Genomic DNA, 24795 nt, shown 5'->3' on the forward strand with positions numbered 1-24795 from the left:
CAAAAAAGCTTCTTGCCGCTCATGATGATGAGGCAAGAAGCTTTTCATTTTTAATTCAGCACGGAATACAAAGACATGATACGTCTTGCTGCTTCTTGGTATCCGCCAGCATTACGCAAGGAGTCCCCTACCTGTATCGCACGCTCTTTATAGGTGGATTCGTTCAACACTTTCAGCAAAGCATCCTTCAAAGCTGTCGGTGTAAGCTGCCCTCTATCTAACATAATACCCGCTCCTAACTCCTCCACCCGCTTCGCCACAATCGGCTGATCGGAGCTTAATGGAATCATGACGAGTGGCACATGAAAATAGAGAGCCTCACTCGTACTGTTCATGCCCGCATGTGTAATAAAAGCATCGGCTTGCTGGAGCACTTCCAGTTGCGGAACGTACGGCTCAACAATGAAGTTTGGCGGAATATTATCACCCAGCGACTCCAGCTCCGTGTCTTTTCCGCAAGACAGTACAAATTGAGCCGGGATATCTTGAAAGGCCTCAAAGCACAGTTTGTAAAGCTCCACATCTTTGGTCAAAATACTGCCCATGGAAATGTATACGACCTTATCGTGTGGCGAGCGGAGCTTTTCAAACGGAAAAGAAGGAGCATCAGGACGCGATGTAATCGAAGGTCCTGTAAATATATAACTACCGTCCAGCTTGTCAGCATCTGGCTGGAATTCACGACTGGTAAAGACAATCTTCATGTCCCCATACTGGCGGGTAATATCTTCAATGGCAGGTACGGCTACGTTGCATACACGAGCGATGCTCTGTGCAGTCTGCGTCACTCGTTCATAAAGTGCATCCACATCTACAGCATCGCTTGCATCAAACACTTCGACAATCTTGCTGAGTGGTTCAGCAAATGCCAGGTTGGTTACGGAGCAGATCGTCGGGATTCCTAACTTCTCCCCTAAAATCGCCCCTCCCCACCCAAACAAGGAGTCAAAAATCAGGTAATCAAATGATTCGTTTTGTATCTGCCGGAGAATCTCGGGAATGCGGGGTTCAATAATGCCTCGGAGCATAAAATCAGTGAAATGAAGAGGGTGTTTGAATTCTGTTGGGTTAAAGCCTAGGTCGCGAAAGACTTGTTCATCCAATTGATAAGCGCGGAATTGTGCCCCAGTCTGGGCAAGCCTATCCCGATATTCTTCTGAGCACATATAGACGACTTCTTCTCCGTTGCCGACTAGCTGCTTCACCAATCCCAATGTAGGATTGACGTGACCTTCTGCTGGAATCGTAACATACAGTACGCGTGCCACTCACTCCACCTCCAAAAGAATACCTAATTAGAAAATGTTTCCATCTCATTATAGGCTAGATGGGTGGTGAAAATGGTCAAAATCCAAATATTTCATAATTTGTTCAATATTTTATATGAAGATGTTTATTATGTTGGAAGAAAACACAAAAATCCCTCCAGCCATCATTTCTCCATGTGAAGGGATTTCCATCCATATTATTTAATTAGGAAGCCCCAAAAGCCCAATACCTACAAGTCGTTTAACTTCTTTACTTTCTTGAGGTATTTAAAATATTCCTCTCGAAGCGGGTGCTTTTTACTCAACCACGGTTTACTATCTTCCCCTGTGTAGTGAATTATGGCCGGATCTATTCGCAGGTTGCTTTTATAAAGATGTTTGGACTGATAATTCCACTTTGTGTCAAGCTGAAGCCAATTATCATGAAGAATCGCATTCATCGGATCTTGACTGGGATAACGAATAATACTTTGGTTCTTTTTCATGTAATCCATAATCTTTTTTGTGATGTTATGCTCTCTCCATTTTTTCAAATTCATGACTAATACTCCTGCATTAAAGTAATCACAGTCATCCGGAATAGCTAGGTCTGCATGTCTTAACTTGTTTACCCCTTGCCATGAATCCATCACCGCTGCAAGGAAATATTCATCAACTTTTGTGTTCCATAATGGAGTGATGTCCTTTTTAATCACGATATCACTGTCCAAATAAATCACTTTTTCCACTTCTTTGTCCAACAGGTCTGGAATAGAAATTCGATGATAGGTTTCCTGCGTAAGATGATCACGAACAAGGAATCCATCATATAGGGTCGGATCAATAGTTACATATTTGATTTGAGCATGGAATCGTTTCACAGTTTTCGTTAAGATGGATTTATTTTTCCCTGAGACTTGACTGTCAATAACGTGAACGATGACTGGGTTTTTCGAAACCTTATTTTCAAAAAGGGAATATAACATGACTGCGAGATGTATAGCAAAACCATCATTAACGGCTGTTACAATATGAATCGTGCCCACTATTCTCCCACCCCATATCCTTATTGAGCTATATATACACACTATTCATGGACAGCGCTGGTTTGTGTGATGAAAATACCCAATTATTTCTAGATGGGAGCACAAATCACAGCTGCAGACTTCCGCTAATGCCGCTTTTTTCTGTGATCGTGAAGAAAACCGTTATACGACTAGAGCATGTTCCATCCATCCCCATAAAATATATAAGCTGAGAGAACGACTCGAATTCGGCAATGACCTTATCCCATCAGTCGCGGTATGGGGGTAACTTGTCCAAGCTCCAGACAGGGAACAAGAAAGTACCTATTTAAAAGGGTGATGAAATATGATCTCCTTTGTGGTTGGCAGAGGTATGGGCCATCTCGGTAGATGCATTAGCATAACCGAAAAATTGCAGCAACACCATCTTCCCATTCACGTGTTTGCCTTTCGGGAAACACATGGCTATTTATCGAAAAACCTGCACAATGACGTCCAATTGAAAGCCTTTAAATCCAAGAAATTTGAAGATGGTAAACAAACCACACTATTAATAAATGATTGGCGTTCCGATGTGCCTCGATTTCGCAGTGAGGGGAAAGTCGGTGGAAACACAAAGGTCGTGACCCTCTATCACAGTGACTTTATCATCGAAAAAAATGATTCAGCTCCGATGCAGGAATACAAAAATCGCATTGTAGAAATCGCCAATCAATCCGATATCTTTCTGCATATGAATCTTATACCGCCTAAGCAGACCCAACCGCAAATGAACTGCATCTATATCCCTATTCCTTTAATCACCAGGGAAATCAGCCAGTCACCGGAAGAAGTACGACGCATGTTAGGCCTTCAGCAGAACGAGTCGTTTATTCTGGTTCACATGGGTGGCGGACTCGCTAACCGTTATGAACAGATCGTGAAGTGGTATGATCAAATAAACTCGCTTGCCGGCCGCTATCGATTTGTTGTGGCAGGACAATTGGCAGATGAAGATTACCAATTCGATGAAAGGATCATCAAAGCCCCTCTTATCCCGAATGGCAAAAATCTTGTAAAGGCGGCCAGTCTGGTCATTAGCAAACCGGGCATGGGCATTTTAGGAGATTGCATCTCCACTGGAACCCCATTGCTTTTCCTTCCGCCAGATGATGCGGAACGCGAGCAAAAAATAGATATGCTGCGAGAAATAGCCAATAGTGATAGGATATCGATCCAGGAACCGGAAGAGATTGTACCAAAGATCGAGTATGCTTTAGCAAACAAAGAGGTCATTCAAAAAAGATTTAGCCTTATCCCTACCAACGGCGCTGAGGTCGCAAGCAAAATAATCGAAATGGCATACCGAATCCCGCTATCGAAATTGCCAAAAAGACAGGAAGATCTCCTGCGCTTGACGCCGTATAGCTCCTTTGGAAATAAGGACGGATGACATTGAAGCAAGCAAACAAGGAGGACTGTCTTAGGTAGAAGATCAATTTCTGCTTAAGACAGTCCTCTTACTTTCGCGTTTCGGTATGACTTGTTGATCTATTCCTGAAACATGATTTTCCATCTATACGTTGAGTATATTTTCGATTAGAATATATCAGTGCTGTCCTGCTATCCGCAGAATGCCTATTCTTTTACAGGTTTATCCTGATCTCATTGGAGGCTTTTACTACCATCATGAATAGTCAACAACATACCAACGTCAAAATCGTCACAGCCGATCCTAGCGCGATCGGTTTATTCGGACTGGCTATCGTTACGTTCGTAGCTTCTTCGCAAAAGCTTGGACTGACAGAAGGTCTCGGACTCGTGATTCCCTGGGCCATCTTCCTTGGTGCTTTTGCCCAACTCTACGCATCTATCCTCGATGCGAAGCACAACAACACATTCGGGACGACCGCTTTTGGGGCGTATGCGTTCTTCTGGTTCGCGACGGCAAGCAGCTGGCTTGTGAAGCTCGGTGTATTCGGTGAGACACTCGCAGCTAACGCTGACGGCGCGCAGCTCGGCTTTGCCTTCGCTGGCTATCTCATCTTCTCCATTCTGATGACGATTGGATCGATGGAGACTCATAAAGTATTGTTCTTTATCTTCGTACTGATCGACGTCTTGTTCGTGGGACTGACTTTTGATGCTTTTGGCATTGCTTCTGGCGTATTCAAACCAATGGCTGCTTATGCTGAGATGGGAATCGCTCTTCTTTCCTTCTACGGTGCAGGGGCAGCGGTGCTCAATAATCACTTCGGCAAAGTATTCCTTCCTGTCGGTCGTCCGTTTGGGATTTTTAAAGCTCGTTCTTAGGTTGGTAGCCGCTCTTTCGCGTTCTGCGAGGGGGCGGCTTTTTCTATGCAACGCTTTCCACATCCACGGATTGGTGTTTGCTCTATTGAGTGATTTGAAGCGTAACATATCCTCTTCATCTACAATATGATGTGCCTAGAACAATCTAAAGAGGTGAGTCGATGGCAGTCGTAAAAGCCAGGAAGAATGATATCGACATGTTGGCAAGGTTGCTTCGTGCCGAAGCTGTGGGTGAAGGCGAAATGGGTATGCTCCTTGTGGGAAACGTTGGAATTAACCGGATCAGAGCGAATTGCTCCGATTTTAAAGGAATACGGACAATTCCCCAAATGATCAACCAGCCGCATGCGTTTGAAGCTCTGCTTCATGGTATATACTACCAAAGGGCTAGAGAGAAAGAACGCCGTCTGGCGCGACGGGTTGTGAATGGGGAGCGGCATTGGCCGGGCAAATTCGCCCTCTGGTATTTTCGTCCGGGAACGGCGCAAAATCCCCTGCCTTGTCCACCGACCTGGTATAATCAGCCGCACGTAGGACGATACAAGCTTCATTGTTTTTATGAGCCGACCGCGAAAGAATGTGAAAATGTATATAATACTTTTTAACTTCATGGACGAAAACAGCCCAGACATTTCACTATGGGTGAGTTACGACAAGGGGCTTGAACATTAGCCCCTTGTATTTTTGTAAGTCTGATCAAATCAACGTTACGCTCCGAAATCTCCAAAGTCCTCCGGTGACTTATCCTCCAGCAAGATGATATCTTCTCCTTGCTGTTGTCTTATTTTAATATTTTCTTTCCCCCAAGAACACATAACATCAACGATCTTATTCGCTGTCACTCCATATTCCGTGAGACTATATTCGACTTTTGGCGGCATTTGCTGGTACACATATCTTTTTACAAGTCCATCCTTCTCAAGTTCGCGCAGCTGCTGGATCAGAACCTTTTGCGAAATGCCGTGAATATTGCGCTGTAATTCGCTTGTTCTCTTTCCACCGGACATTAACAAGCATATGATCAGAGCTTTCCACTTTCCGCCGATGATTTCAAGTGTCGCCTCTATGCCTAGATTATATTGTTTCATAGATGAACACCTCGTTCATGCTGATCTTGTAACATCAGTATAAAAATTGATTGTTGCATATTTATTTTTGGGAGTCCAGTACACACCTTGAGGTAACCATCTTACTTTATTGTGTGTATTTTCTTTTTTTTATGCCTGCAAGATAATGATGATATTCAAAAAAGAGGCAAGGCACTTTGGGGATGTTGGACTGAGAAGGGAGTTTTTATAATGAAAACATTGGTGATTTTGGCACACCCGAACATTGCGGCTTCAAGGGTGAACCAGCGCTGGAAAGAAGAGCTGCTGCAATACCCAAACGATATTGCCATTCATGAGATTTACAAAGAGTACCCTGACTGGAACATCGAGGTTCCTAAAGAGCAACGTCTATTAGAGGCATACAACCATGTTATCTTGCAATTCCCCTTGTATTGGTACAGTTATCCGCCTTTATTGAAAAAGTGGTTTGACGATGTTTTTGCTTACGGGTGGGCTTATGGATCAACTGGTGACAAGCTTAAAGGCAAAAAGGTAGGACTTGCCATGTCCATCGGCGATAAAAAAGAAAATTATTCGCCAGAGGGCTCTGTTTCTTTTACCCTGGATGAAGTGATTACGCCTTTCAAAGCCAGTACAGTACATGTGGGCGCTGTGGCATTACCCTATTTTGCTGTCTTCGGAGCTTCATTTCAAGCGAGCGATGAGGAAATCAATCGCAGCGCAAAAGAGTATATCGATTATATCTTTACGTATCAACAATAACCAAGCTCTTCCGTGTTGCTATCCCATCATATCTTTCAGAGAAACATAGTTCACACTTCCTCTGATGACTACTGTCGCGATCTTTACATACATTTGTTTTTACGATAAATACCCAAAAATTACCAATACGTGATACAAGCACTGTCACTTACCTTCCCAACTCCATAACTTACTATCAGGGAGGACAAAACTAATATCTCCCTGCTTTATGGAGAAAGGAAGAGGATAAATGGTAACATTAGTTGTTTGTGTATTTGAATCTGACGGAAGTTTCTTTTCTGTTGTTAAGCTCAATGGGATCGAAGTTACTGTCCCTATTTCGAGCGAAGTTTATAACCTGCTCAAACTGATCGGCGTCCCTAATTGTCCACAAGTCAGTTAATAGGTAGGAAGAATGAAAGTCTGCTAAATCTTTGCTTAGAGGCTGATGCTACATCAGCCTCTTTTCATCATTGCTTTCGTGAACCAACCACACCATATGAGCCATTTGTTTACCTTTACTCTCGAAATACTACATGACATACCCAATCTTCTAAAAATAGGTATTTTACGCACGCTGAATGCCTGTACCATTCGCTTTCATCCCTCATATGTTAATCATGATCATGAGAATATGGAGGTATGCAACTTGGCAATTAGCCCACTATGCCGTAGATTTGCTGAAATTCTGAATGCAGAGGCGACAGTCGTTAATGGTGTTTGTACTGCCCAGACCCTAAGGACCAATATTAGAGCTACCATCCTAGGAAGACGGTCGAACTCTGCGTTGACCATCCCCCAATTCCACTCTTTTGAGAGCATTAGGGAGAATGGCACTGCACTTTGTCTGGGAGAAACAGTTATCCTTACACGTGAGATTAACCCATTTATCTCGCGTCTCCGAAGTCATGGCATAAAGGTTACTGCTTTGCATAACCACTGGCTGTTTACCAATCCAAATCTGTGGTATATCCACTATGAAAAGATTGAGAGACCATTGGTTTTCGCCAGAGCTGTACGCGATGCTCAGGGTGTGTTAACGAAAAGGATTGTACGCCCCGTTGTTCGTAGAAAAAAAAGATAAGAAAGCGATGACGGTTGGTGCTGCCCAGAGAATCCAATATGACCTTGGTTGAAGAAATGCAATTCGCATCGGTTGCGTTATAAAAAATGGAGTTCATGTAAAAGGCACAATTCTCTCTTCTGATCAGTACACCATCATGATGAATCACACTCTAAACACAGTCTTTTTTTCAAAGCAGCAATCTCAGCAATCACTCCGTTCAAACCTGTACCATTATCAAAAATTTCGAAGTAAGACTTTTCAATATAAGTCAGCTTTCTGCCCTATCATTTATCTGGTAGGGCATTATTCTTTTTGATTATCAAAGTAACTAGTTTGTTAATAAACAATATGAATGCGAAGCAGAATATTAAATATATCTTTACAGTATGAACAAGCTGTAAGATATGCCCCACCATATCCTTTTCTGGTCAATCTAAAGATTATTTCGGGAACTACCGATATAGTTAGTATTCCAAAAAATATATTTAATGGGAGTATAATGATTGACGTTATGCTCACATCTCAAAGGGGAATATCTTATGAGGCTTCGTAATCATACTAGGATTTTAAAAGTAATCGCTAGTTTCTCTGTTATTTTCGCTACTGTAAATTATCCAGTTATCTCTTTTGCCGAAACAGCTGATTCTAGTTTCGTCAGTGAAACAAGCAACGCCGATGACATTAATACCGGTATAGCAAACTTAGACTATGATAATGACGATATTTTAGCAGTAAGTGGTGATGAGATAGATAGTTTTGTTCCAAAAGAAGGAATCAATCCAAATGGTAAGTTTATCGTCGTAGAACGCAAAAAAAAGTCACTTTCCACTTCTCCCGTAGATATATCCATTATTGATTCTATGGCTAGTCGCACTTACCCAGGAGCATTACAACTTGCCAATCAAGCTTTCGCAGAAAATAAGCCTAGTTTGTTACTGGTACCAAGAAAACCTTTGACGATTAGTATTGACTTACCTGGTTTGAAAAATGAAAATTCAATTACAGTGGATAATCCAACATACGGGAATGTGTCTGGAGCAGTAGATGAGCTTGTATCTAAATGGAGCGATCAGTATTCAGAAACACATACTTTACCTGCGCGATTGCAGTATGCAGAATCAATGGTTTATAGCAAATCTCAAATTGGAAGTGCTCTGAATGTTAACGCGAAGTATCTTGATTCTACATTAGGAATTGACTTTCATGCGATTGCTAGTGGAGAGAAAAAAGTGATGGTGGCAGCATATAAGCAAATCTTTTATACGGTAAGTGCGGAACTGCCTAACGATCCATCCGATCTTTTTGATGATCGTGTTACTTTTAAGGATTTAAAACGTAAAGGGGTCAGTGATCAATCCCCACCTGTTATGGTATCCAATGTAGCTTATGGTAGAACCATTTATGTGAAATTAGAAACAACCTCTAAGAGCAAAGACGTAAAAGCAGCATTTAAAGCCTTGCTTCAGAACACTGCCAATGTCGAAACGAATGCCGAGTACAAGGATATTTTTGAAGACAGTTCCTTTACAGCTGTAGTATTAGGCGGAGATTCACAAGAGCATAACAAGGTCGTTACAAAAGATTTTAGTGAAATCCGGAATATCATTAAAGATAATGCGGAATTTAGCCTAAAGAACCCAGCGTATCCCATTTCCTATACAAGTGTTTTCTTAAAAGATAATGCCATTGCTGCCGTTCATAACAATACAGATTATATTGAAACTACCGCTACAGAATATTCGAAAGGGAAAATATCGCTCGGTCATTATGGCTGGTATGTTGCTCAATTTGATGTATCCTGGGATGAAGTTTCCTATGATGAAAACGGTGAAGAAGTCCTCACACATAAAACGTGGGAAGGAAGCAACCAAGACAGAACCGCTCCTTTCACTACAGTCATTCCTCTGCCACCTAATGCAAAAAATATAAGGATTTTTGCGAAAGAATGTACCGGCCTTGCTTGGGAGTGGTGGAGAACCGTTATTGATGAATACAATGTTCCATTATCTAGTGAAATTAAAGTGGAAATTGGAGGAACGACATTAAACCCAACAGGTGGTATTACGTTTAAGTAGTTGTGAAAAGAAACGGCTGAAACCCTTTTTATAGAGGCTTTCAGCCGTTTTTCTTTTTCTTATTCCTCATTCAAATGAACAGCGGTTACCGGATGCTCTTCACAGTGCTTGCCTTAATAGGACTCACACAAGATCAAAATAAAAAACACCCTGATTATTTTAATCAAGGTACAAAAGGAGTGGTCACTTTTCTATAGGAATATGGCACCTAATTAATGTCCGGGGTCAGCAACGTTCTGCTTTACTTTAAATATATGTAATATATGTGCCGTATTATTGTTAGTCACGTCTGTAGGTAGCCAATTGACATGCAAAGTCATAGACAACAATAATACCATCAAAGCCATTTCCTTTTTCCTCTCGGGAACCCTCCATATTTACCAAAATTACCCACAGTGCTATTATAACTATTAAAGAAAAGTAGGTGATTCTCCTTGAAGAACAATTTATCTGAATTGGTATTGGAAGGGTTAAAAAAGACTCGATAATAGTAATCGATTATTAGTGCAAAATAGGAATGGAAAAGTTGATACAGCCCAGTTTACATTTAACCCTCCTGCTAATGTGGAAGAAATTGAGGAGTTTTTAAGGAGCACTCATTGGCACTTACCAACTGACTATAAGAATTTTCTCCTAATCCACAATGGAGCATGGCTGTTCGAAAGTGTAAGATATGGTGGAGGATATGAGTTACTAAGTCTGGACGAAATTAAGAATAGTCACCTAGATTATATGCCTAAACATTGGTATCCTATCTCGATCAACAATGGCGATTACATTTTTATTGACTCTAATCGAGTTGCGTCCGATCAGAACAACTATTTAGTGTGTTTTAATCATGATGATGTTTCAACCTCAGAAGGTTATTACTTAAATATGACTTTTGAAACTTGGTTAGAAAGATTAATAATTGCACAAGGAACAGAGTTTTGGACTTGGTAAGTGGAAATAAAGAAGGGGCTGTTTCAAAAGTCGATTTTTTCGACTGAGAGACACCCCATTTTTAATATCGAAACTCTTGATACATCAACGTTTCAGGGACTTCTCTAGTTGTCTAGTTGTCTAGTTGTAAGGAAGATGTGGAAGCACTCATTCAAGCTTACTCTAAACAGATTGAATCTGCCCCCTACTTTCACATAAACTCCCATCTAGATTCAAGAGCGACAATGAACTATACTAATAAGCCCCTGCCTTCTGAATAGGGCGACCTACACAAAGATAGTAATACAAACGGGAGTAATGGTTGCCAGTTAGCAAGTTCACTCTTTTGGAGAATTAGAAATCGAATAAATACTTACAGTTTCAAAATACAAATTCTTCATCTCATCCTCTTGTATACTTGGTTTAAGTTCTTTAAACCAATCTGCTTCTAAATCCTCATCATTAAGTACGTTTCCTCTCCAAAGGGACAATCCCAATTGCGGAAATGTATATGAGTAGCCTAAAGAAGCATCTTCATTTCTATCGAACTGTGAAATCTTATCTAGTATTTCTACGAGCTTGCTTGCTTTCGTATTAAACACATCAATCCCTCTAAACAAACAATAGTAATAGTCTTTCAATAAATTAGAGATATGAATGTGGGACACTTTTCCATCTGCATCATATTCGCATTGAACATCTTCATAAAAATGCCCTTCAATAGAATCATTTTTACTCAACTGAACATATCTCTCGACATCTTCTTTAGTCATTCCAAGCTTAATTACATCTATTGAGTATCCTTCCTCAATAATTAAATTTTTCATATTATCCCCCTAGTATCTTTGTAATGGAAAATCTGAACACAACCTTAAACTATTAGAAGAGTAAGGCTTCGTTCAGATTAATGTTACTTTTCTGTTACTTTACACCCCAAAATCGTAGTGCCAAGTAGGATGCCGCAACAATATAATCGTTATACTTAATGGATAACCTCCCGCTTATGTGCGGAATATTTTGTGTACGTTGTACAATTTAACTTTTCATCACAAGATTACATGTTGAATTAGCTAGGAATTGCGGAAATTTCAATCCAACGTTCTTGTATTCAAGAAAACGCCCAGCCCTAGATAGCTCTTATCTTAGGCTGGGCCGTTTGTTGTCTGAGATTCTTCCTAGATTATACATCTGACAACCAAGGGGTGGTAACCCCGCAGCGTGAATACAGTTTATGCCCGTTACTGTCTTCTAAGCATCACCTGAAAACCTTTGATCAAGATTCCAACTCTATTTTTTACTTTGGTATAAAAACTCAACTTCACCATCTAGCAAATATCGATATTCAAATAATTGCATTGTTCTTTCCCTAATTCTCTCCCGTATAACCGTGCCTAGGCTTACCGATCCTTGTGATCCAAGGTAACCATTATTAATAAATGTCTTCTCTACAAATTTTGTTTCCCTTAAGTGATACTGTAACCATTCTTTCTGCGATTCAATTAGTGCTTCTCTTGGTTCTCTATCCAACTTAGAAAGAAGCTTTTTATATATTTGATTCAACTCTTTATCCCAAATCTCTGTATATTTGCTTTCCAAAGCCCCCCATCCCAATGTTGTAATAATCTCTTTGGAATTTTGAAATTCATTAAATTCCACTTCATAATCATGATCGATAGGATTTCGAAGCATTTCATCATAAAATTCTCCAGTCAAATCATAGTTCCCAATGTTCATGGATAACACTTCATTGTTAGAAGGATCTGATCGACCTTCAGTTATTTCTTTCGATTCTGTTCCATTACCTGTACTCACTACATCAGGAGGCAGTTCAGAATTCATTTTTGATTTAGTTTCGCTGTTCAAAGTAGTCGATTGACTAATATTTTGACAAGATGAAAACATTATCGTAATAAAAAATAATAAGAGTATCTTGCCTTTCATATATTATCTCCTTAAATATTATCTTTACTATTTACCGGTAATGGCGCATAACGTCTTATTCACGAACTTCGTAAATAATCCCACATGTAGGGTATTCTTGAAAACTTTTGAACTATCCTGCCCGTAACTTTAAGAAAGGACCTTGTGCGTACAACAGATTCTTAAATAATTTGGTACGGAGCAAACGAGGGTTCACGGTAAAGTGAACCTTTGATTGGCAGTAACGTCAGATTGGACAGGCTATTCGATGCTGTAAAAGGGAATGTCGGTCTAAAACAATCCGCACTAATAAAAGAGTTGAACAAGCTGAATAAGAATATTTAGGGACTAATAACCCTCTTCTCAAATCAGGCTCTTACCCTTGAGCAGTTTAATGCCCAAAATCAACGCAATCAGGAAGAACAACATGTCCTTGCCAAACGCAAAGCGGAATTAGAAACCATTCTCGAAACGCAAAAAGACACGGAAGAACAATTCCGTGCCTTTCAAAAGAAAATTGCGTTGTTTGCACAGCTTGACATTGATGATGAACAAGTTCTAAAACAATTGCTCCATCAGGTAATTGAAAAGATAGAAGTCCATCAAGATGGCTCTATCAAGATTCATTACAATATTGCTCACCCTCAGGAAATGACCGAACTATTGCAAGGGGCTTAATCGGAAGCCCCTTTTAATTTAAGTAACACTGTACACTCTACATGTGTGGTTTGCGTAAAATAGACAAGCTTCCGATGTGGCAGTATTCGCTAAGTAATATCCTAGATTAGCTCTCGACAGATGCATCCTTTTCGTCTCAGTAGGTATTGTGGATATTTGTGCCGAGAAGATGAATAAAAGCACCTTGGCAGTAGTTGTTAAAGTACTTTTGTTACACAAGAACAAAGCATCTTATTTACCACCCTGGGTCAGTGCCATAGGAAACTACTTGAGAATGGTTTGGAATGTTTTGTACCTCATTTGCTTGAATAGTTAGAGGCACAGCAACTAAGAACACCGTCATAAATATATGCAAGAGAAGCCTGTTCATCACTTTCCCCTTTGGATTTCGTTTATTAATGTCCGGGATTATCCGAATATAACTTTATAGTTTTTATTGGAGAAACGTTAGTTCCATGTTCAATTTCATTCCTAACATTAGGAGTAGTTACTGTCAAGACAGAAAACGAGATTATAACAGAACACGTTACAATATTCATTAACAACTTTTTCATCATTCATCCCTCGCTTCGCTTTCCTTATATACTTTATTATATACCTCTTTCAGATTTCCTATAAGTTCCAATTTTATCATTTTTTCATGTGTGTAATGATGAGAATGTATCTCATTGTAACATTGCAAAATACTTTTATAATCACTTATCTTAGCGTAATGTAATATACTATTTAGATAAGCCTCCATTCCTTCATCAAAACAACCCCTCTTAACCAAAAATCTGCCTTTGTATTTGTAGTACCTTCCTAGTTCGGAATATTGATATGGATCGGTGTACTGAAGTAATATTTTACTCTCTTCTGACCCCAGAATACTGCTAATTGAATTAAGATCATTGACTTTAAATAAAGCTTCCAAAAGCATATTTACTCGATGTAAACGATTACTATCAGTTACTTCTTCTACACACTGATACAACATAGGAATAGCAACGCTATATTTCCCTGTCCGAGATAGAATAATGGCGCGGTAAAGCTTCAACCGCTTAATAATCTGCGTGTACTTCAATTCTTCATAAATATTCAAGTGTTCTTCCAAGTTACTATATTTTCCTAAGAATAGGTATGAGTTGCATATAGCTAATGCAACCTGTTCTTTTAACGTATTACTTGTCTTATCTTCGAGATGACCTTTTTTCCCCAGTTCAATACATTTGTTATAGTCTTCAATGTTATGAGCATGAAGCGCCATTCTATAATAAAATGTAATCTTTTCATCATGGGATAGGAAGTCAACATAGTGTAAAATTTCCTCCCCATTGCAAAAGGTTTCCTTTAGTTTTTTGAGATCATTTCGTTCAATTAGATATTTCTTAAATAAAGCTTTTGCAATGTATTTCGGCTCTCCGCACTGTCGTGCATAATTTGCGATGACCTGATAGAGAGCTAAGCGTATTTCGTTTTTTATTACTATTACAGCAGTCGAATCAGAGAAGTTATACAGTCGCTCTAATGCCTTCTCAATCTTTTCATTCGGCGATTGGAGAATTTTCAATGATACTCTTTCCACTAATGAAGAATATTCACACTGAATGACCTCTTGAAGAATTTCAAATAACGTCTCACTCCTATTCTCATCCTCAAGGTATCCTTCAATAATTTCTTCATACGGGTACGGAAATATAGCGGCTATCGACTTCACTGTTTTAAATTCAGGGCGTTTTGTCTCTCCGCTCTCAATCTTTTGTAGTACGCCCCTACTTACACCAGTTCTATCTTCTAACTCAGCAAAAGACAAGCCATTATTTCTTCGGCTCTCAGACAACATGTCCCCAATTGTTTTCTTTTGCACTATATCCCCCCGCAACACAAACTTCCTTTTTTTTACAATACAATCGAGTAGGATTATAGCAAGTTGATGTTTGTTAATTCAACAAAAACAAACAGACATATTTCGACCGAAATTTGCGAAAATTATCGAATGATGTCAAATGAATCAAGGTAATTTTTTCCATGTTCTTTTTGATATACGTGCTATAGTGAAAAAAGAGGGGGTGAGACTATGGGGGGCAGATAACAATGGGTGAATGGCAAGAAGTAAGCAACGAAGACCTTACACAAATCATCAAGAATCTACAATATCAGCTTAAAGAAGTCTTCAAACAACAGGGCAAACTGACAGACTCCGATGTGTTGAAGATAAGTCAAGAACTGGATGAGTACATCTTAGAGTGCCAACGAAGAAATCTTACTAATCAGAAAGGAGGCAAGTTGTAAAAGTGAATGGACTTGTTTTGAGAAAGCGGATCAACAAGAAAGGACGTTCCTCCTTTGCTTCCCGGCAACAGGAACGCCCTTTTATAGGAGCTGCTTTAAACTCCTCTTTCTAACTCTATCACGAGATGTTCAGATTCGGAAGAAGGAGATTCTTACGAAATAAACCTAAAAAACATAGCGGAGCATTTGCTCGAAGAACTCGGATAATTAATTTTAGAGAATAAATTTTTGCATGATGAAGTCGTGGAATTAAAGTAATTCAATCATTTCAAGGAGGGAACCTATTAGATGAATGTTAAGAGAATAATATCGTTCTTGCTTCTGTTTATTTTATTATTTTCAAATTCATTTACGAGTAGCTCACATGCAAACGGTTTGAATTCCGAGGAAAAAGACGAGTACACTTTAGAAACTATTTATTTGAAAGATATTGAGGTTTATGATGATGTTCTGGAGTTCATTAAAGAAAATAATTTTGAAGATGAAATAGCGGACCTGTCAAAGCAATCAAACTCGAATAGTTTTGAAAAAACACTTTCAAAGCATGGGGTTGACGAGGAAACAGAGCGTAAATTAGTAGAAAAGTATGGATTAGAAAAACCTGAACGGGAAGAACGTCAAGCGTCAAATCAAAAAGTGATGATTCAAAGAAATTTAACTACAAATGGTATTGATGGTATTATTGCAATTAGGCTTGATGTTGATGATACTTGGGTAGAATTAGATTTGGTTCATCTACAAACAGGCGTTCGTCCAATTCAAAGAATAACTGGTCTCGTAACTCAGTTTAACTTGAGTGGTAGTGATTGGAGAATTGGGCAAACTAAGTCCGTTGATAGATCATCGGTTAGAAGTGGTAACTTTTTTTCGTGGAAAATAAGTAAGGAAGCCGTTTCGGATTACTTTGAATATGATCTGCGAGTTACTGAAAATAATGTTACCCAGAGATTCGATAATAAAGGTGATAGGGACGAAGCCCACCAAAGATATAATTTTGAAGTAGATACTTATAAAAATTTAAAACCAAAAGGTGGTCAAAGACATCATCTTGTTTCAGCAAAAGCATTGGATGATGCAGGATTTAATTCAGGTAATGCACCTTGCATTAGGATGATGGCAGAAGATCATTACAATACACCGAATTATGGTGGCAATAAGAGTTTCCGAGATAAAGAACTCAATTACTTACAAAATGAACAATACGAAGAACTATTGCAATTTGAAGTTGACGCACTGAAAGATGCTGAAGATTCCGAAGGGCGATATAGAAATTTACAAAGAAAATACTATGACGCTATTATCGAAGCATTAGCACAATATCATGATTATTTCGGAATTGAAGTTTAGGCAACCATCAAAGCTTCTCGTTGATTAAAAACAAGGGTCACACTTTCCAGAATAAATTCTATTTATGGGATGGTGTGGCTCTTTGCATTTTCTTAGTATAATAAACATTTAAATGAATTAGTGTTCAAGTAGGAGGGATAACAATGGATAAGTTAATCATTGAACCTGGCATTGGAATTGGCACTATAAAATTTGGTATGGATAAAGAGGAAGTAGAAGAATGCATCCAAGAGTACAAGAGAAAATACAATAAAGATAATTTAACTACTAATTTCTTCAAAAATTCTATCCGTGTTAAGTATGATTCATATGAGAAGGTAAACTTTATTGAAATTTCATCGAATTTACAAAAAGTTTTTGAATGCGTAGTTATAAATATTGATGTATTCAAGACAAAAGTGGTAGACCTTGTGGAGAAAATTGACAAGATATCAAAATATGATCGGGATGACCGTGAGTTAGGCTGGACTTATGATTTTCCAGAGTTAGGATTACTTTTTTGGAGACCTAATGTACTTACAGAGGAGGACTTAGAGAAAGATTGGTTTAAAGAATTAGATCCAGAGATCAAAGAGGATGAGATGAGAAATTTGTTCTTTGAAAGTGTATGTATTCGCGTATTAGAGGCCAACTAAATCTGAAAATTATAAGGTAAGCTTTATCTATTCTCAGAATTGAGTAGGCAAGAATGGACAGTTTTGCTAGAATGGGAGGATTTTTCTGTAACTCACAATGATTAAAATCTTGACATACTTTGCGGGTGATGTCAGCTACGCTGGTATGTAAATGCTAATCAATAAGTTGATCATTTTTGGGGCGACCGCTCATCTTCGAGTTGACCACCTACGATGCTCACACAAAGTAACTTTTTATTTCCTGCACCAATGCTCGTCAAAAACATTTACTAATAGGTGTGAAAATGATGATGTGTGTTCAGTCTTCCTTGTGGGTAACTTTAGGTTTTGAGCAAAGTGGTCAACATTTTGGCGAGCCTATGACCTATTTTCACCGTTAAAGCCTATCGCTGTACGTACACTAATATTTCACAAAAATTTGCTGTAGGAAAAACGAGGGTAAACTTCACCAATGCAACAAAAAACAAATCATTCGGTCCCCCCTCTATACTTAGACGTTCTAAAGGATTTCCAAGGGCGGCTATAAACAAGAACCAAGCCACCCTTAATGTACTAATGGTAGCAGGTTGGCTCTTACATGTTGTTTAATGCTTGCAATTGTTCAGCATGGGATGGGTCAATGTAAATTGCTGTGGTCTGGATGCTTTCATGTCGTGCCAATCTCCTGATGCCTTCTATAGTAGCCCCACCATTTGCAAGATTCTTACAGAAGTTATGCCTTAAGCGGTGCGGCAATGTCCTTCATGTTCGCCAAGTCAGCGTATTTATCAAGCATCACCTGTATTCCTCTTGCCCCAAACTTGCCTGACCGCTCAGATACAAACAGGTACGAAGATGATGTGTACTTTACATCGGTCAAGCTATGTCGGAGTTTCAACCTCTAACGGAGGGTCTTAGAATGTTACAGTAAGCACCTAAATGATCTGTTATGACAGATTTGGTCAACAATACGTCCATCATGCACCTGTTACATTTTGTTTCTATGTCCTGTATCAATCTCAAAAACTCTATAAAATCAACTATTTACGCTGTCTGTTTCTTTACTCACAAACAGAGCCACACTCTCCACATGTGTGGTTTGCATAAAATAGATACTTGATGTGGCAGTATTCGCTCATTATTTTAGTTAAAATATTCTAGAAGAAAAAATAGCTTAATACATCAGCGCCCTGCCGAAGTATTAAGCCTACATTAAGAAAATTATGTCTATTGTTGTTACTTTAAATTAAATCCCCATTCAATTTGATTATATTTTTCTAACATCATATTACCAGTTTCCAATTCAATTGATCTTACAAACATGATTCTACCTAGTAACCATTCTTGAAAAGTAGCAGGGTTTTTTTGAATTTCCATTGAATGGTCTTTCGGTCCATATTTATCAGCATAAAACAAATGTTTTAATATATCTTGTTTATATTTTTTTGGCACTTTAGCTTTCTCACCTGACACAAGTAACCCCGTAACAATTTGTCGTTGTCCTTGTTTTCTAGTTGCCGTTTTACTTTTGTTCAGTTGAAATCCTTCTTCACTTAAGATTTTCTTTATTATAGCTAGTCTTGGCAAAATCTCAGTGTCTGTGGAAAATGTTAAATCATCTGCATACCGAGTATAAGTTACCCCTAACTTTTCTGCTAATGAAAATAATCTTTTATCGAGTTTAACAGAAACTAGGTTTGCAAGAGTAGGACTTGTTGGTGCACCTTGAGGTAAAATAAAATCTATTTTTTTTTGACTATAACGTTTTATTGATTCAAGGAATTCTTTTTGTTCAGTTGCTAGAAAAGAATCTGTTTCGATTGTTTTTTCTATTTCAACTTTATGAATTGTACATAACTTAGATAAATCATGAGCAAGACTCTTATTATATCCTAACTTGCTAAAAACATTGAAAACTTGCTTTTGCGTAATGCTTCCAAAATAATCTTCGATATCTAAATGTAAAATTGTTTTTTTAGTTAAATGTGGGGTAGCATTTGTTAATATTGACTCACCGCGCCGAAACCCTTTACAAGAACTATGCAAAGGAACTCTTGTTAGAATATAATCTAGTATCCACCGCTGTATGTTCTTCAGGATAGGAAGAGGATATTGGATTCTTCTGTAACCTCCCCTTTTTTTCCTTAAATTAAAAGTCCCATAAAAATCCTCGCGATTATCCAATATATAATTCAATTGTTTAAATGAGATATCCAATAACTCACAAAAATGCTTCGTTGAAAAAATGACTGGTAATCCTTTGTAAGTAAGATTATCAGCATACAGGAGGCATTCATTAATAAATTCTTGAGAGTGTCCCTGCTTTATAGCTTCTTTGACAAAATCATTTCGTGGGAATTCACAATTCATCTGGTTACTCACCCAATCATTATCTTACTTACTTATGAAATCTTTATGGTGCACCGCGTACTTTGCGGTGTGCGCCTTCTCTGCAACCTACTTCTTCGAGATACTTTCTGTCAATGGTTGTAGAGAAGACGCAATGAAAGTTGCTTTACAATTACTAAGTTGACTCAACTTAGTCGCCATAACAAAGGCCACGGCTAACCAAACTATGTGATTCCCCGAAATGTTAATGGTACATAAATCTTTTCGAAATTAGGATTTGACTCAATCTCGTTTTCTTTTTGAAACAAAATTATTTTTCTGCAAATGTTCTTATAGCATTCTTCACCATATTGCGACAAATTTCCATTTCTGTCAAGGAGTTGCCTTCTGATTCCTTCTTGAACAATCTCCTTATAGTCACTCTCAACAATTCCCAAAATTTGATAAATGACAGTTAGCGGACGACCTTGCCGTTTTAAGCGAATTAAGGCAAATAATCTAAAATCAATTCGTTGAATATACTTAAATTCAAAATCATGAATCTCATCATACCCAATACCGGTAGCAAAAAGAGTAGCTACCTCTGAATCCAATGACCTAGCGAGCCCTAACCAGTAGGCAGTTTGTTTTCGGTATTCCTTGCTACTTTGTATTTTATCCTTTGAGAATCTAGGGAAAATCGCCCTCCATCTTCTTCCATTTGAATTACGCCTTGAAGACCAGAAAATAGGCAATAAATTATTAGGTGAACCATACGAAAAGGTAGTAAACCCTTGAGTATTCTCGTACCCCAGTGGTGCTTCAGGCTCTAGAACTGACCCATATTTATAGACCATATCTCGGATTGATTTCATTTTCTCGTAACTTCCGAAAGGTGAACGATTTCTCCGAAACGCCTTTTCCACAGTCTTCCAAGGAACTACTTCTGAGTTTGGAATATGCTTTGTTAGATATTCTTCTGCATGTTTTTGTGATACAAGTGGCATCCAGAAAGAATGAAGATTCACTTCTTTTGGAATTATGTTTTTAATACTGTGGTTGTAGTATTTTACAGCAGACCGACCACTGCCGAAATAATCATCAATAAATAATAGGTATTCATTCCCCTTAAGTTTTTTTAGTTTTCTCTCATGCTTTGTTAGCTTAAAAATATGCTTGTTTTTGCTGTAGTTTTGCGATTTACGAAATAAGTAGATCATTGAGGTGCCACTCTTGCCAAAGTCTCCAATGGGAAGAGTGTATACTATCGCATCCTTAGGAAGGATCTCAAGTAAATAGCCAATTCGTTCGTTATAACCCTCAATTATTTGTGAATCATCCCAATAATCAACCATACTTAACAACCTCAAGGCGTCATCACGATCTGAGGGCTCAAAGTTATTTAACCACTCAATAATATCAAATTCATCAATAGAACGCTTATGACGTCTGCAAATAAGTAGACTCTGCATAACCAGGTTGGTATATTCGTTCATTAATGTTTGGTTGGATAGCAATTTATTCTTCATACCATGACTCCAATCATGATAATTCTTCAATATTACTCAATGAATATAACCCAATTCTTTTAAATATTTTATATAAATGGGTTTCAATTGAAGGGTGGTACCTTTTTTATAAAGCCATTCGATAACATCCATTTCTAGATAGTTTTGTTCTTTTTCAAACTCATTATATATTTTCAAAGCAACGCTCCTATTAATACCTGACGATATTAATTGAATCATTATAGGCTCCATTGTGCCTAATTCAAGCATTACAGGTAAGGATAAAATTAATTTATATTTCTCCTTCTCTTCGTCAGATAATGAATATGCTAAAATATCGGCTAGAACCTTAAAGTACTTTACTAAAGTAAATGTAATAACCTTCGAGTGAATGTTCATTACATCATTTATTCTCTTGTTAATATCGGTTTCATTTTCTGCATTTATTTCTTCACGGACATTTGCATAGTAATTAATATCCTCTTCAATTATTTCCCTATAGCTCCTATTGTGTAGCCACCTAAACCCAAAGTGCGAGATATTACCAATATATAAGTTTGAAATATTATGTTTAAAGAACGTTTCTTTTGTAATTCCAAATATTTCATTAATTTTTTTGCATAAGATAGAAAATTGCCAATAAAAACTTAGATCATTAAACTCGTATTTTTCCAAATCTAATTTCCTTATTCTTTTGTGAAAATTAGGATTAGGAGAAATTACCCATTTGATAATCCCTTCTTCTTTAATATTTTGATATAACTTATTTTGCAACAAGGGGTCCACAGAAGGATTTAATTTTAATACCTCAAAAGGTAGCTCTATGTTCACAAGTTGTGATTCAAGCTCATCTATTATCATTGCAATTTGCGACTGATCTAAGTTTTTATTATTCAAATAAGTACCCAACTCATTTTTTCCACTTAAGTACTTATGTTTTAGTAACGTAATCGTATATCCACTCTTGTTTTTATTAGTATCAAGAGTTCTATCCTTTAGCTCGGTTTCAATAAAGTTATCCTTTTTTAATGATTTACTAGTCGCCAGAACAACTTCTTTTTGGTAATTCTCAGAAAAGTACTTTTCCGCTAAAACCTCATCACTATTATCCTTTGCTACATAATATATCGAGCCATATAATGAGTCTTTAATTCTTCCTGCTCTACCTATTAAATTTCCGAATTCAAATGGAGATAGTTTCTCGCTTCTTTTTCTAGGTGAAATTAGAAACAAATTCTTTGCGGGTAAATTTACTCCTTGTATCAACGTAGAAGTACAATACAAATACGATATCTCTCCACTATCAAATAAACTTTCTATTTCCTTTCTAACAAGTTCCGGTAATTTACTATGATGAAACGCAACACGATGTTCTAAGCATTTAACTAAAAAATATTTTGGGTGGATCTCTTCTTTTAGATACTCAATTAACTCTCTAAGAGTATTACTAGCTTTAGATTCTAAATTATTTAAGTGCTCTAATGCCCATTTCTCGGCAAAATCCGTCCTTGGAGAATAAATAATACTTTGTTCTCCATCGGCTATCCTTTTTACAACTTTAGACAACAAAGCACCTAAATTAGATTCAGTTTCCTGTTTTACATTAAAATCAACTGGCAACGAAATATTTAATCTTTGAGATGTTTTTTGCAAAGAGGCGACCCTTAAATCAAGGTGGTTACCTGCAAAATTAGGAGAAACAATAGCTTTTATTTGAAACACAGGTGATAAACTTGTTTCATTTTCTACACACTCTTTATTAAATATATTAGAAAATAAAACCTCACTATTCGAAATATTAGGTCCTGCTGTAACTATAGTTGCTTTCGGCCACGTCTTACTTAAATCACCCAAAACATATTCTAAAAGAACTCCCCTTCCCTCTTCATCTTCTATGTTTTGTATTTCATCAATGAAAATAAAGTCAGGAGAAAAGGAATCATTCTTTTGATTGAGCAGATTCAAGCATCTTTCTGGTGTCAGTACATACATTACTTTGTCATACTTAGGGTTGTCGTAGTTGACTTGATTATTAATAAACGCAGTTTTAATCAATATATCTTTACTTAATATTCTTCGAAATTGTTCGCTTACTTGATTTAATAACGCCTTGGAAGGGATGATATATAATACATTGAATTTTTCTAATTTATTAAATTTATATTTGATATAACTTTGGATAATAAATGATTTACCACTCGATGTTGGAGCAGAGATAGAGATATGATTAGGTTCAAATAAATTTTCCCAAAGTTTTTTTTGGAAATCTGTCGTAATAATTGATTCATTATTAAGATCAATAGTATTTTCGTTACGTTTAAATCCTACCTCGAAATCAAGAACTGTCCCAAATTCATGTTTGAACTGTATGTGTGACGGATTTTGCTCAGAATCGTAATCGTAAAGTACAGATAAGAACTTAGTTGCTAGTAAATTTCCCGTACGTGAGAAAATAACATAGCTCAATTTATTGCAATTGACATCGTCGCTGTACAACAAATACAACAAGGATGCAAAAATCTGAGCCCTTTGTTTATGTATATCTGTATTACTATCCGCAAGAATTGAGGCTACCCAACCTGCTTTCTTTAGTTCATTTATCTCAATTTCTTTGCTAGTACCATTAAAATTTTTTACTATGTAATTGTAAAGCATTGTATCCAGAACCTTATTAAATATCGCATGATGATACGCCTGTTCATATAAACTATCCTTCATACTGTACCCCGTGTATTTGATAATAAACTGTGTTCCTAAACTTTCTGACGTTATTAACTGGGATGATAAAAAAATCCAAATAAACCTTCTGTAGGTTTTCCCATTTCATTATCTTATCTTGTATTAGACGAAAATGTTCATTTCCTCTTTTAATAAAATATTCCTTAATTAACTCTTCAGCCATTGTCTGCGTCAAAGCTTCTTTCTCGATGGTATCAATACCACTCGTATTGTACATAAGAAAAACTGGATGAACTAAGATATTCTTCTGAAACGCTTCAGAACCTGGCGTGAGACAGTCATAAACGTAATCAATATCAAAATCATCGCTTAGACTCTGTTTAGCAACCATAAATTCCGTAGCACTAAACTGTGGTGATGAACGTTCATTATGAAATCTGTCCAATGAGTCTAATGCATCTTCGACACTAGCAGCAAACCCGTCCATTATTTTGGATTCTCCTATAAGACAAGCAGGGTGGTATTTACCAGTCTGATATTCATAATCCCCAAGAAAGATACCGTCTCCTCCCTTTACTTGATCTCTTGTATTTGATAATGTCGTAATTTTATGAGCAACCATTGGACATTTAAGAACACTTTCTACTAATAAAAAAAGTAAAAGCTCCCCATACTTCCCATCAGTATCAGGATTCTTTTTTCCAAAGTACTTTTGGGCTTGCATTAGAGCTCTGATTTCACCAAGTTCTTTTATTTTCCCTGAGCTATAGACAAACTTATGAATTGACTCAGCTACAAAGGTAGAAATAGCATTAAAATCAAGAATATTTCCTGAAAATTTAATACTGTATCCTCGTATTTTTATTTTTGTATCTTCAGCTTTATGTTGCCTCGTCAAATGCTCATTAACCCATTGTTCATCTATCTGAACTAACTTTTCCCATTCCATAAATTTTCTTCTACTACTCCTTCATAGGAAAATTTCTTCTAACAAAACTGAGCTGAATAACCTT

General features: G+C 37.5%; 21 protein-coding genes. 10 read left to right on the forward strand and 11 right to left on the reverse strand.

Annotated features, from left to right (window positions below; all coding sequences use genetic code 11):
- Positions 1-50 precede the first annotated feature (50 nt).
- On the reverse strand, positions 51-1268 hold the full coding sequence (locus tag FB479_RS19095; RefSeq protein ID WP_142066357.1) for a macrolide family glycosyltransferase: 1218 nt from the start codon (positions 1266-1268) through the stop codon (positions 51-53).
- Between the two features lie 230 nt (positions 1269-1498).
- Positions 1499-2293, reverse strand: a complete 795-nt coding sequence (locus FB479_RS19100; RefSeq protein ID WP_106652320.1) for a glycosyltransferase family 8 protein — start codon at positions 2291-2293, stop codon at positions 1499-1501.
- 325 nt (positions 2294-2618) lie between these two features.
- Here FB479_RS19100 and FB479_RS19105 point away from each other — a divergent pair, with 325 nt between their 5' ends.
- From FB479_RS19105 to FB479_RS19115, 3 genes are all read left to right on the forward strand, one after another.
- Positions 2619-3704 carry a glycosyltransferase family 28 protein gene (locus FB479_RS19105; protein ID WP_142066358.1) on the forward strand — a complete coding sequence of 362 codons (1086 nt, stop codon included), beginning with the start codon at positions 2619-2621 and terminating at the stop codon, positions 3702-3704.
- A 236-nt stretch (positions 3705-3940) separates the two neighbouring features.
- The gene (locus FB479_RS19110; RefSeq protein ID WP_142066359.1) at positions 3941-4564 is read left to right on the forward strand and encodes an acetate uptake transporter; all 624 of its coding nucleotides are present in this window, start codon (positions 3941-3943) and stop codon (positions 4562-4564) included.
- A gap of 161 nt (positions 4565-4725) precedes the next feature.
- A complete protein-coding gene (locus FB479_RS19115; RefSeq protein WP_142066360.1) occupies positions 4726-5169 on the forward strand; it encodes a cell wall hydrolase in 444 nt (147 codons plus the stop codon).
- 102 nt (positions 5170-5271) lie between these two features.
- Here FB479_RS19115 and FB479_RS19120 read toward each other — a convergent pair whose 3' ends face one another.
- Positions 5272-5652, reverse strand: coding sequence for a winged helix-turn-helix transcriptional regulator (locus FB479_RS19120; RefSeq protein WP_142066361.1), 381 nt, complete (start codon positions 5650-5652; stop codon positions 5272-5274).
- Positions 5653-5862: 210 nt separating this feature from the next.
- Here FB479_RS19120 and FB479_RS19125 point away from each other — a divergent pair, with 210 nt between their 5' ends.
- From FB479_RS19125 to FB479_RS19140, 4 genes are all read left to right on the forward strand, one after another.
- A complete protein-coding gene (locus FB479_RS19125) occupies positions 5863-6396 on the forward strand; it encodes an NAD(P)H-dependent oxidoreductase (protein WP_142066362.1) in 534 nt (177 codons plus the stop codon).
- A 613-nt stretch (positions 6397-7009) separates the two neighbouring features.
- Positions 7010-7459, forward strand: coding sequence for a DUF1259 domain-containing protein (locus FB479_RS19130; RefSeq protein ID WP_255438468.1), 450 nt, complete (start codon positions 7010-7012; stop codon positions 7457-7459).
- A 521-nt stretch (positions 7460-7980) separates the two neighbouring features.
- The gene (locus tag FB479_RS19135; RefSeq protein WP_142066364.1) at positions 7981-9516 is read left to right on the forward strand and encodes a thiol-activated cytolysin family protein; all 1536 of its coding nucleotides are present in this window, start codon (positions 7981-7983) and stop codon (positions 9514-9516) included.
- Between the two features lie 564 nt (positions 9517-10080).
- Entirely contained in the window at positions 10081-10458 is a 378-nt protein-coding gene (locus FB479_RS19140; RefSeq protein WP_255438469.1) for an SMI1/KNR4 family protein, read from the forward strand.
- Between the two features lie 317 nt (positions 10459-10775).
- On the opposite strand, the gene FB479_RS19145 is transcribed toward FB479_RS19140, so the two are convergent.
- The 3 genes from FB479_RS19145 to FB479_RS19160 form a co-directional block, all read right to left on the reverse strand.
- The gene (locus FB479_RS19145; RefSeq protein WP_142066365.1) at positions 10776-11264 is read right to left on the reverse strand and encodes a hypothetical protein; all 489 of its coding nucleotides are present in this window, start codon (positions 11262-11264) and stop codon (positions 10776-10778) included.
- 460 nt (positions 11265-11724) lie between these two features.
- Positions 11725-12378, reverse strand: coding sequence for a lysozyme inhibitor LprI family protein (locus FB479_RS19150; RefSeq protein ID WP_142066366.1), 654 nt, complete (start codon positions 12376-12378; stop codon positions 11725-11727).
- Between the two features lie 1210 nt (positions 12379-13588).
- Positions 13589-14881: a helix-turn-helix domain-containing protein gene (locus FB479_RS19160; protein ID WP_255438452.1), complete on the reverse strand. Its 1293-nt coding sequence runs from the start codon at positions 14879-14881 to the stop codon at positions 13589-13591.
- Between the two features lie 227 nt (positions 14882-15108).
- Here FB479_RS19160 and FB479_RS19165 point away from each other — a divergent pair, with 227 nt between their 5' ends.
- The 3 genes from FB479_RS19165 to FB479_RS19175 all read left to right on the forward strand — a co-directional run bounded on the left by FB479_RS19165 (position 15109) and on the right by FB479_RS19175 (position 17288).
- Positions 15109-15306 (forward strand): aspartyl-phosphate phosphatase Spo0E family protein, encoded by a 198-nt coding sequence (locus tag FB479_RS19165; protein ID WP_142066367.1) that lies wholly within the window; start codon positions 15109-15111, stop codon positions 15304-15306.
- Between the two features lie 288 nt (positions 15307-15594).
- Entirely contained in the window at positions 15595-16653 is a 1059-nt protein-coding gene (locus tag FB479_RS19170) for a hypothetical protein (protein ID WP_142066368.1), read from the forward strand.
- Positions 16654-16796: 143 nt separating this feature from the next.
- Positions 16797-17288, forward strand: a complete 492-nt coding sequence (locus FB479_RS19175) for a hypothetical protein (protein ID WP_142066369.1) — start codon at positions 16797-16799, stop codon at positions 17286-17288.
- 573 nt (positions 17289-17861) lie between these two features.
- Here FB479_RS19175 and FB479_RS31285 read toward each other — a convergent pair.
- The 5 genes from FB479_RS31285 to FB479_RS19200 all read right to left on the reverse strand — a co-directional run bounded on the left by FB479_RS31285 (position 17862) and on the right by FB479_RS19200 (position 24731).
- Positions 17862-18023, reverse strand: a complete 162-nt coding sequence (locus tag FB479_RS31285) for a tyrosine-type recombinase/integrase (RefSeq protein WP_255438453.1) — start codon at positions 18021-18023, stop codon at positions 17862-17864.
- Between the two features lie 480 nt (positions 18024-18503).
- The gene (locus FB479_RS19185) at positions 18504-19637 is read right to left on the reverse strand and encodes a reverse transcriptase family protein (RefSeq protein WP_142066370.1); all 1134 of its coding nucleotides are present in this window, start codon (positions 19635-19637) and stop codon (positions 18504-18506) included.
- Positions 19638-19840: 203 nt separating this feature from the next.
- The gene (locus FB479_RS19190; RefSeq protein ID WP_142066371.1) at positions 19841-21124 is read right to left on the reverse strand and encodes a phosphoribosyltransferase-like protein; all 1284 of its coding nucleotides are present in this window, start codon (positions 21122-21124) and stop codon (positions 19841-19843) included.
- Positions 21125-21160: 36 nt separating this feature from the next.
- Positions 21161-23821, reverse strand: coding sequence for a DEAD/DEAH box helicase (locus FB479_RS19195; RefSeq protein WP_142066372.1), 2661 nt, complete (start codon positions 23819-23821; stop codon positions 21161-21163).
- On the reverse strand, positions 23811-24731 hold the full coding sequence (locus FB479_RS19200; RefSeq protein WP_142066373.1) for a Hachiman antiphage defense system protein HamA: 921 nt from the start codon (positions 24729-24731) through the stop codon (positions 23811-23813). The genes FB479_RS19195 and FB479_RS19200 overlap by 11 nt, the downstream gene beginning before the upstream one ends.
- Positions 24732-24795: the final 64 nt, after the last annotated feature.

Origin of the sequence: Brevibacillus sp. AG162, assembly GCF_006715575.1 — a bacterium.
Lineage (GTDB): Bacteria > Bacillota > Bacilli > Brevibacillales > Brevibacillaceae > Brevibacillus > Brevibacillus brevis.

Coding starts and splice junctions, on each gene's coding strand:
- FB479_RS19105 (WP_142066358.1), top strand. CDS start 2,619: ATGATCTCCTTTGTGGTTGGCAGAGGTATGGGCCATCTCGGTAGATGC.
- FB479_RS19110 (WP_142066359.1), top strand. CDS start 3,941: ATGAATAGTCAACAACATACCAACGTCAAAATCGTCACAGCCGATCCT.
- FB479_RS19115 (WP_142066360.1), top strand. CDS start 4,726: ATGGCAGTCGTAAAAGCCAGGAAGAATGATATCGACATGTTGGCAAGG.
- FB479_RS19120 (WP_142066361.1), bottom strand. CDS start 5,652: ATGAAACAATATAATCTAGGCATAGAGGCGACACTTGAAATCATCGGC.
- FB479_RS19125 (WP_142066362.1), top strand. CDS start 5,863: ATGAAAACATTGGTGATTTTGGCACACCCGAACATTGCGGCTTCAAGG.
- FB479_RS19130 (WP_255438468.1), top strand. CDS start 7,010: ATGGAGGTATGCAACTTGGCAATTAGCCCACTATGCCGTAGATTTGCT.
- FB479_RS19135 (WP_142066364.1), top strand. CDS start 7,981: ATGAGGCTTCGTAATCATACTAGGATTTTAAAAGTAATCGCTAGTTTC.
- FB479_RS19145 (WP_142066365.1), bottom strand. CDS start 11,264: ATGAAAAATTTAATTATTGAGGAAGGATACTCAATAGATGTAATTAAG.
- FB479_RS19150 (WP_142066366.1), bottom strand. CDS start 12,378: ATGAAAGGCAAGATACTCTTATTATTTTTTATTACGATAATGTTTTCA.
- FB479_RS19165 (WP_142066367.1), top strand. CDS start 15,109: ATGGGTGAATGGCAAGAAGTAAGCAACGAAGACCTTACACAAATCATC.
- FB479_RS19170 (WP_142066368.1), top strand. CDS start 15,595: ATGAATGTTAAGAGAATAATATCGTTCTTGCTTCTGTTTATTTTATTA.
- FB479_RS19175 (WP_142066369.1), top strand. CDS start 16,797: ATGGATAAGTTAATCATTGAACCTGGCATTGGAATTGGCACTATAAAA.
- FB479_RS19185 (WP_142066370.1), bottom strand. CDS start 19,637: ATGAATTGTGAATTCCCACGAAATGATTTTGTCAAAGAAGCTATAAAG.
- FB479_RS19190 (WP_142066371.1), bottom strand. CDS start 21,124: ATGAAGAATAAATTGCTATCCAACCAAACATTAATGAACGAATATACC.
- FB479_RS19195 (WP_142066372.1), bottom strand. CDS start 23,821: ATGAAGGATAGTTTATATGAACAGGCGTATCATCATGCGATATTTAAT.
- FB479_RS19200 (WP_142066373.1), bottom strand. CDS start 24,731: ATGGAATGGGAAAAGTTAGTTCAGATAGATGAACAATGGGTTAATGAG.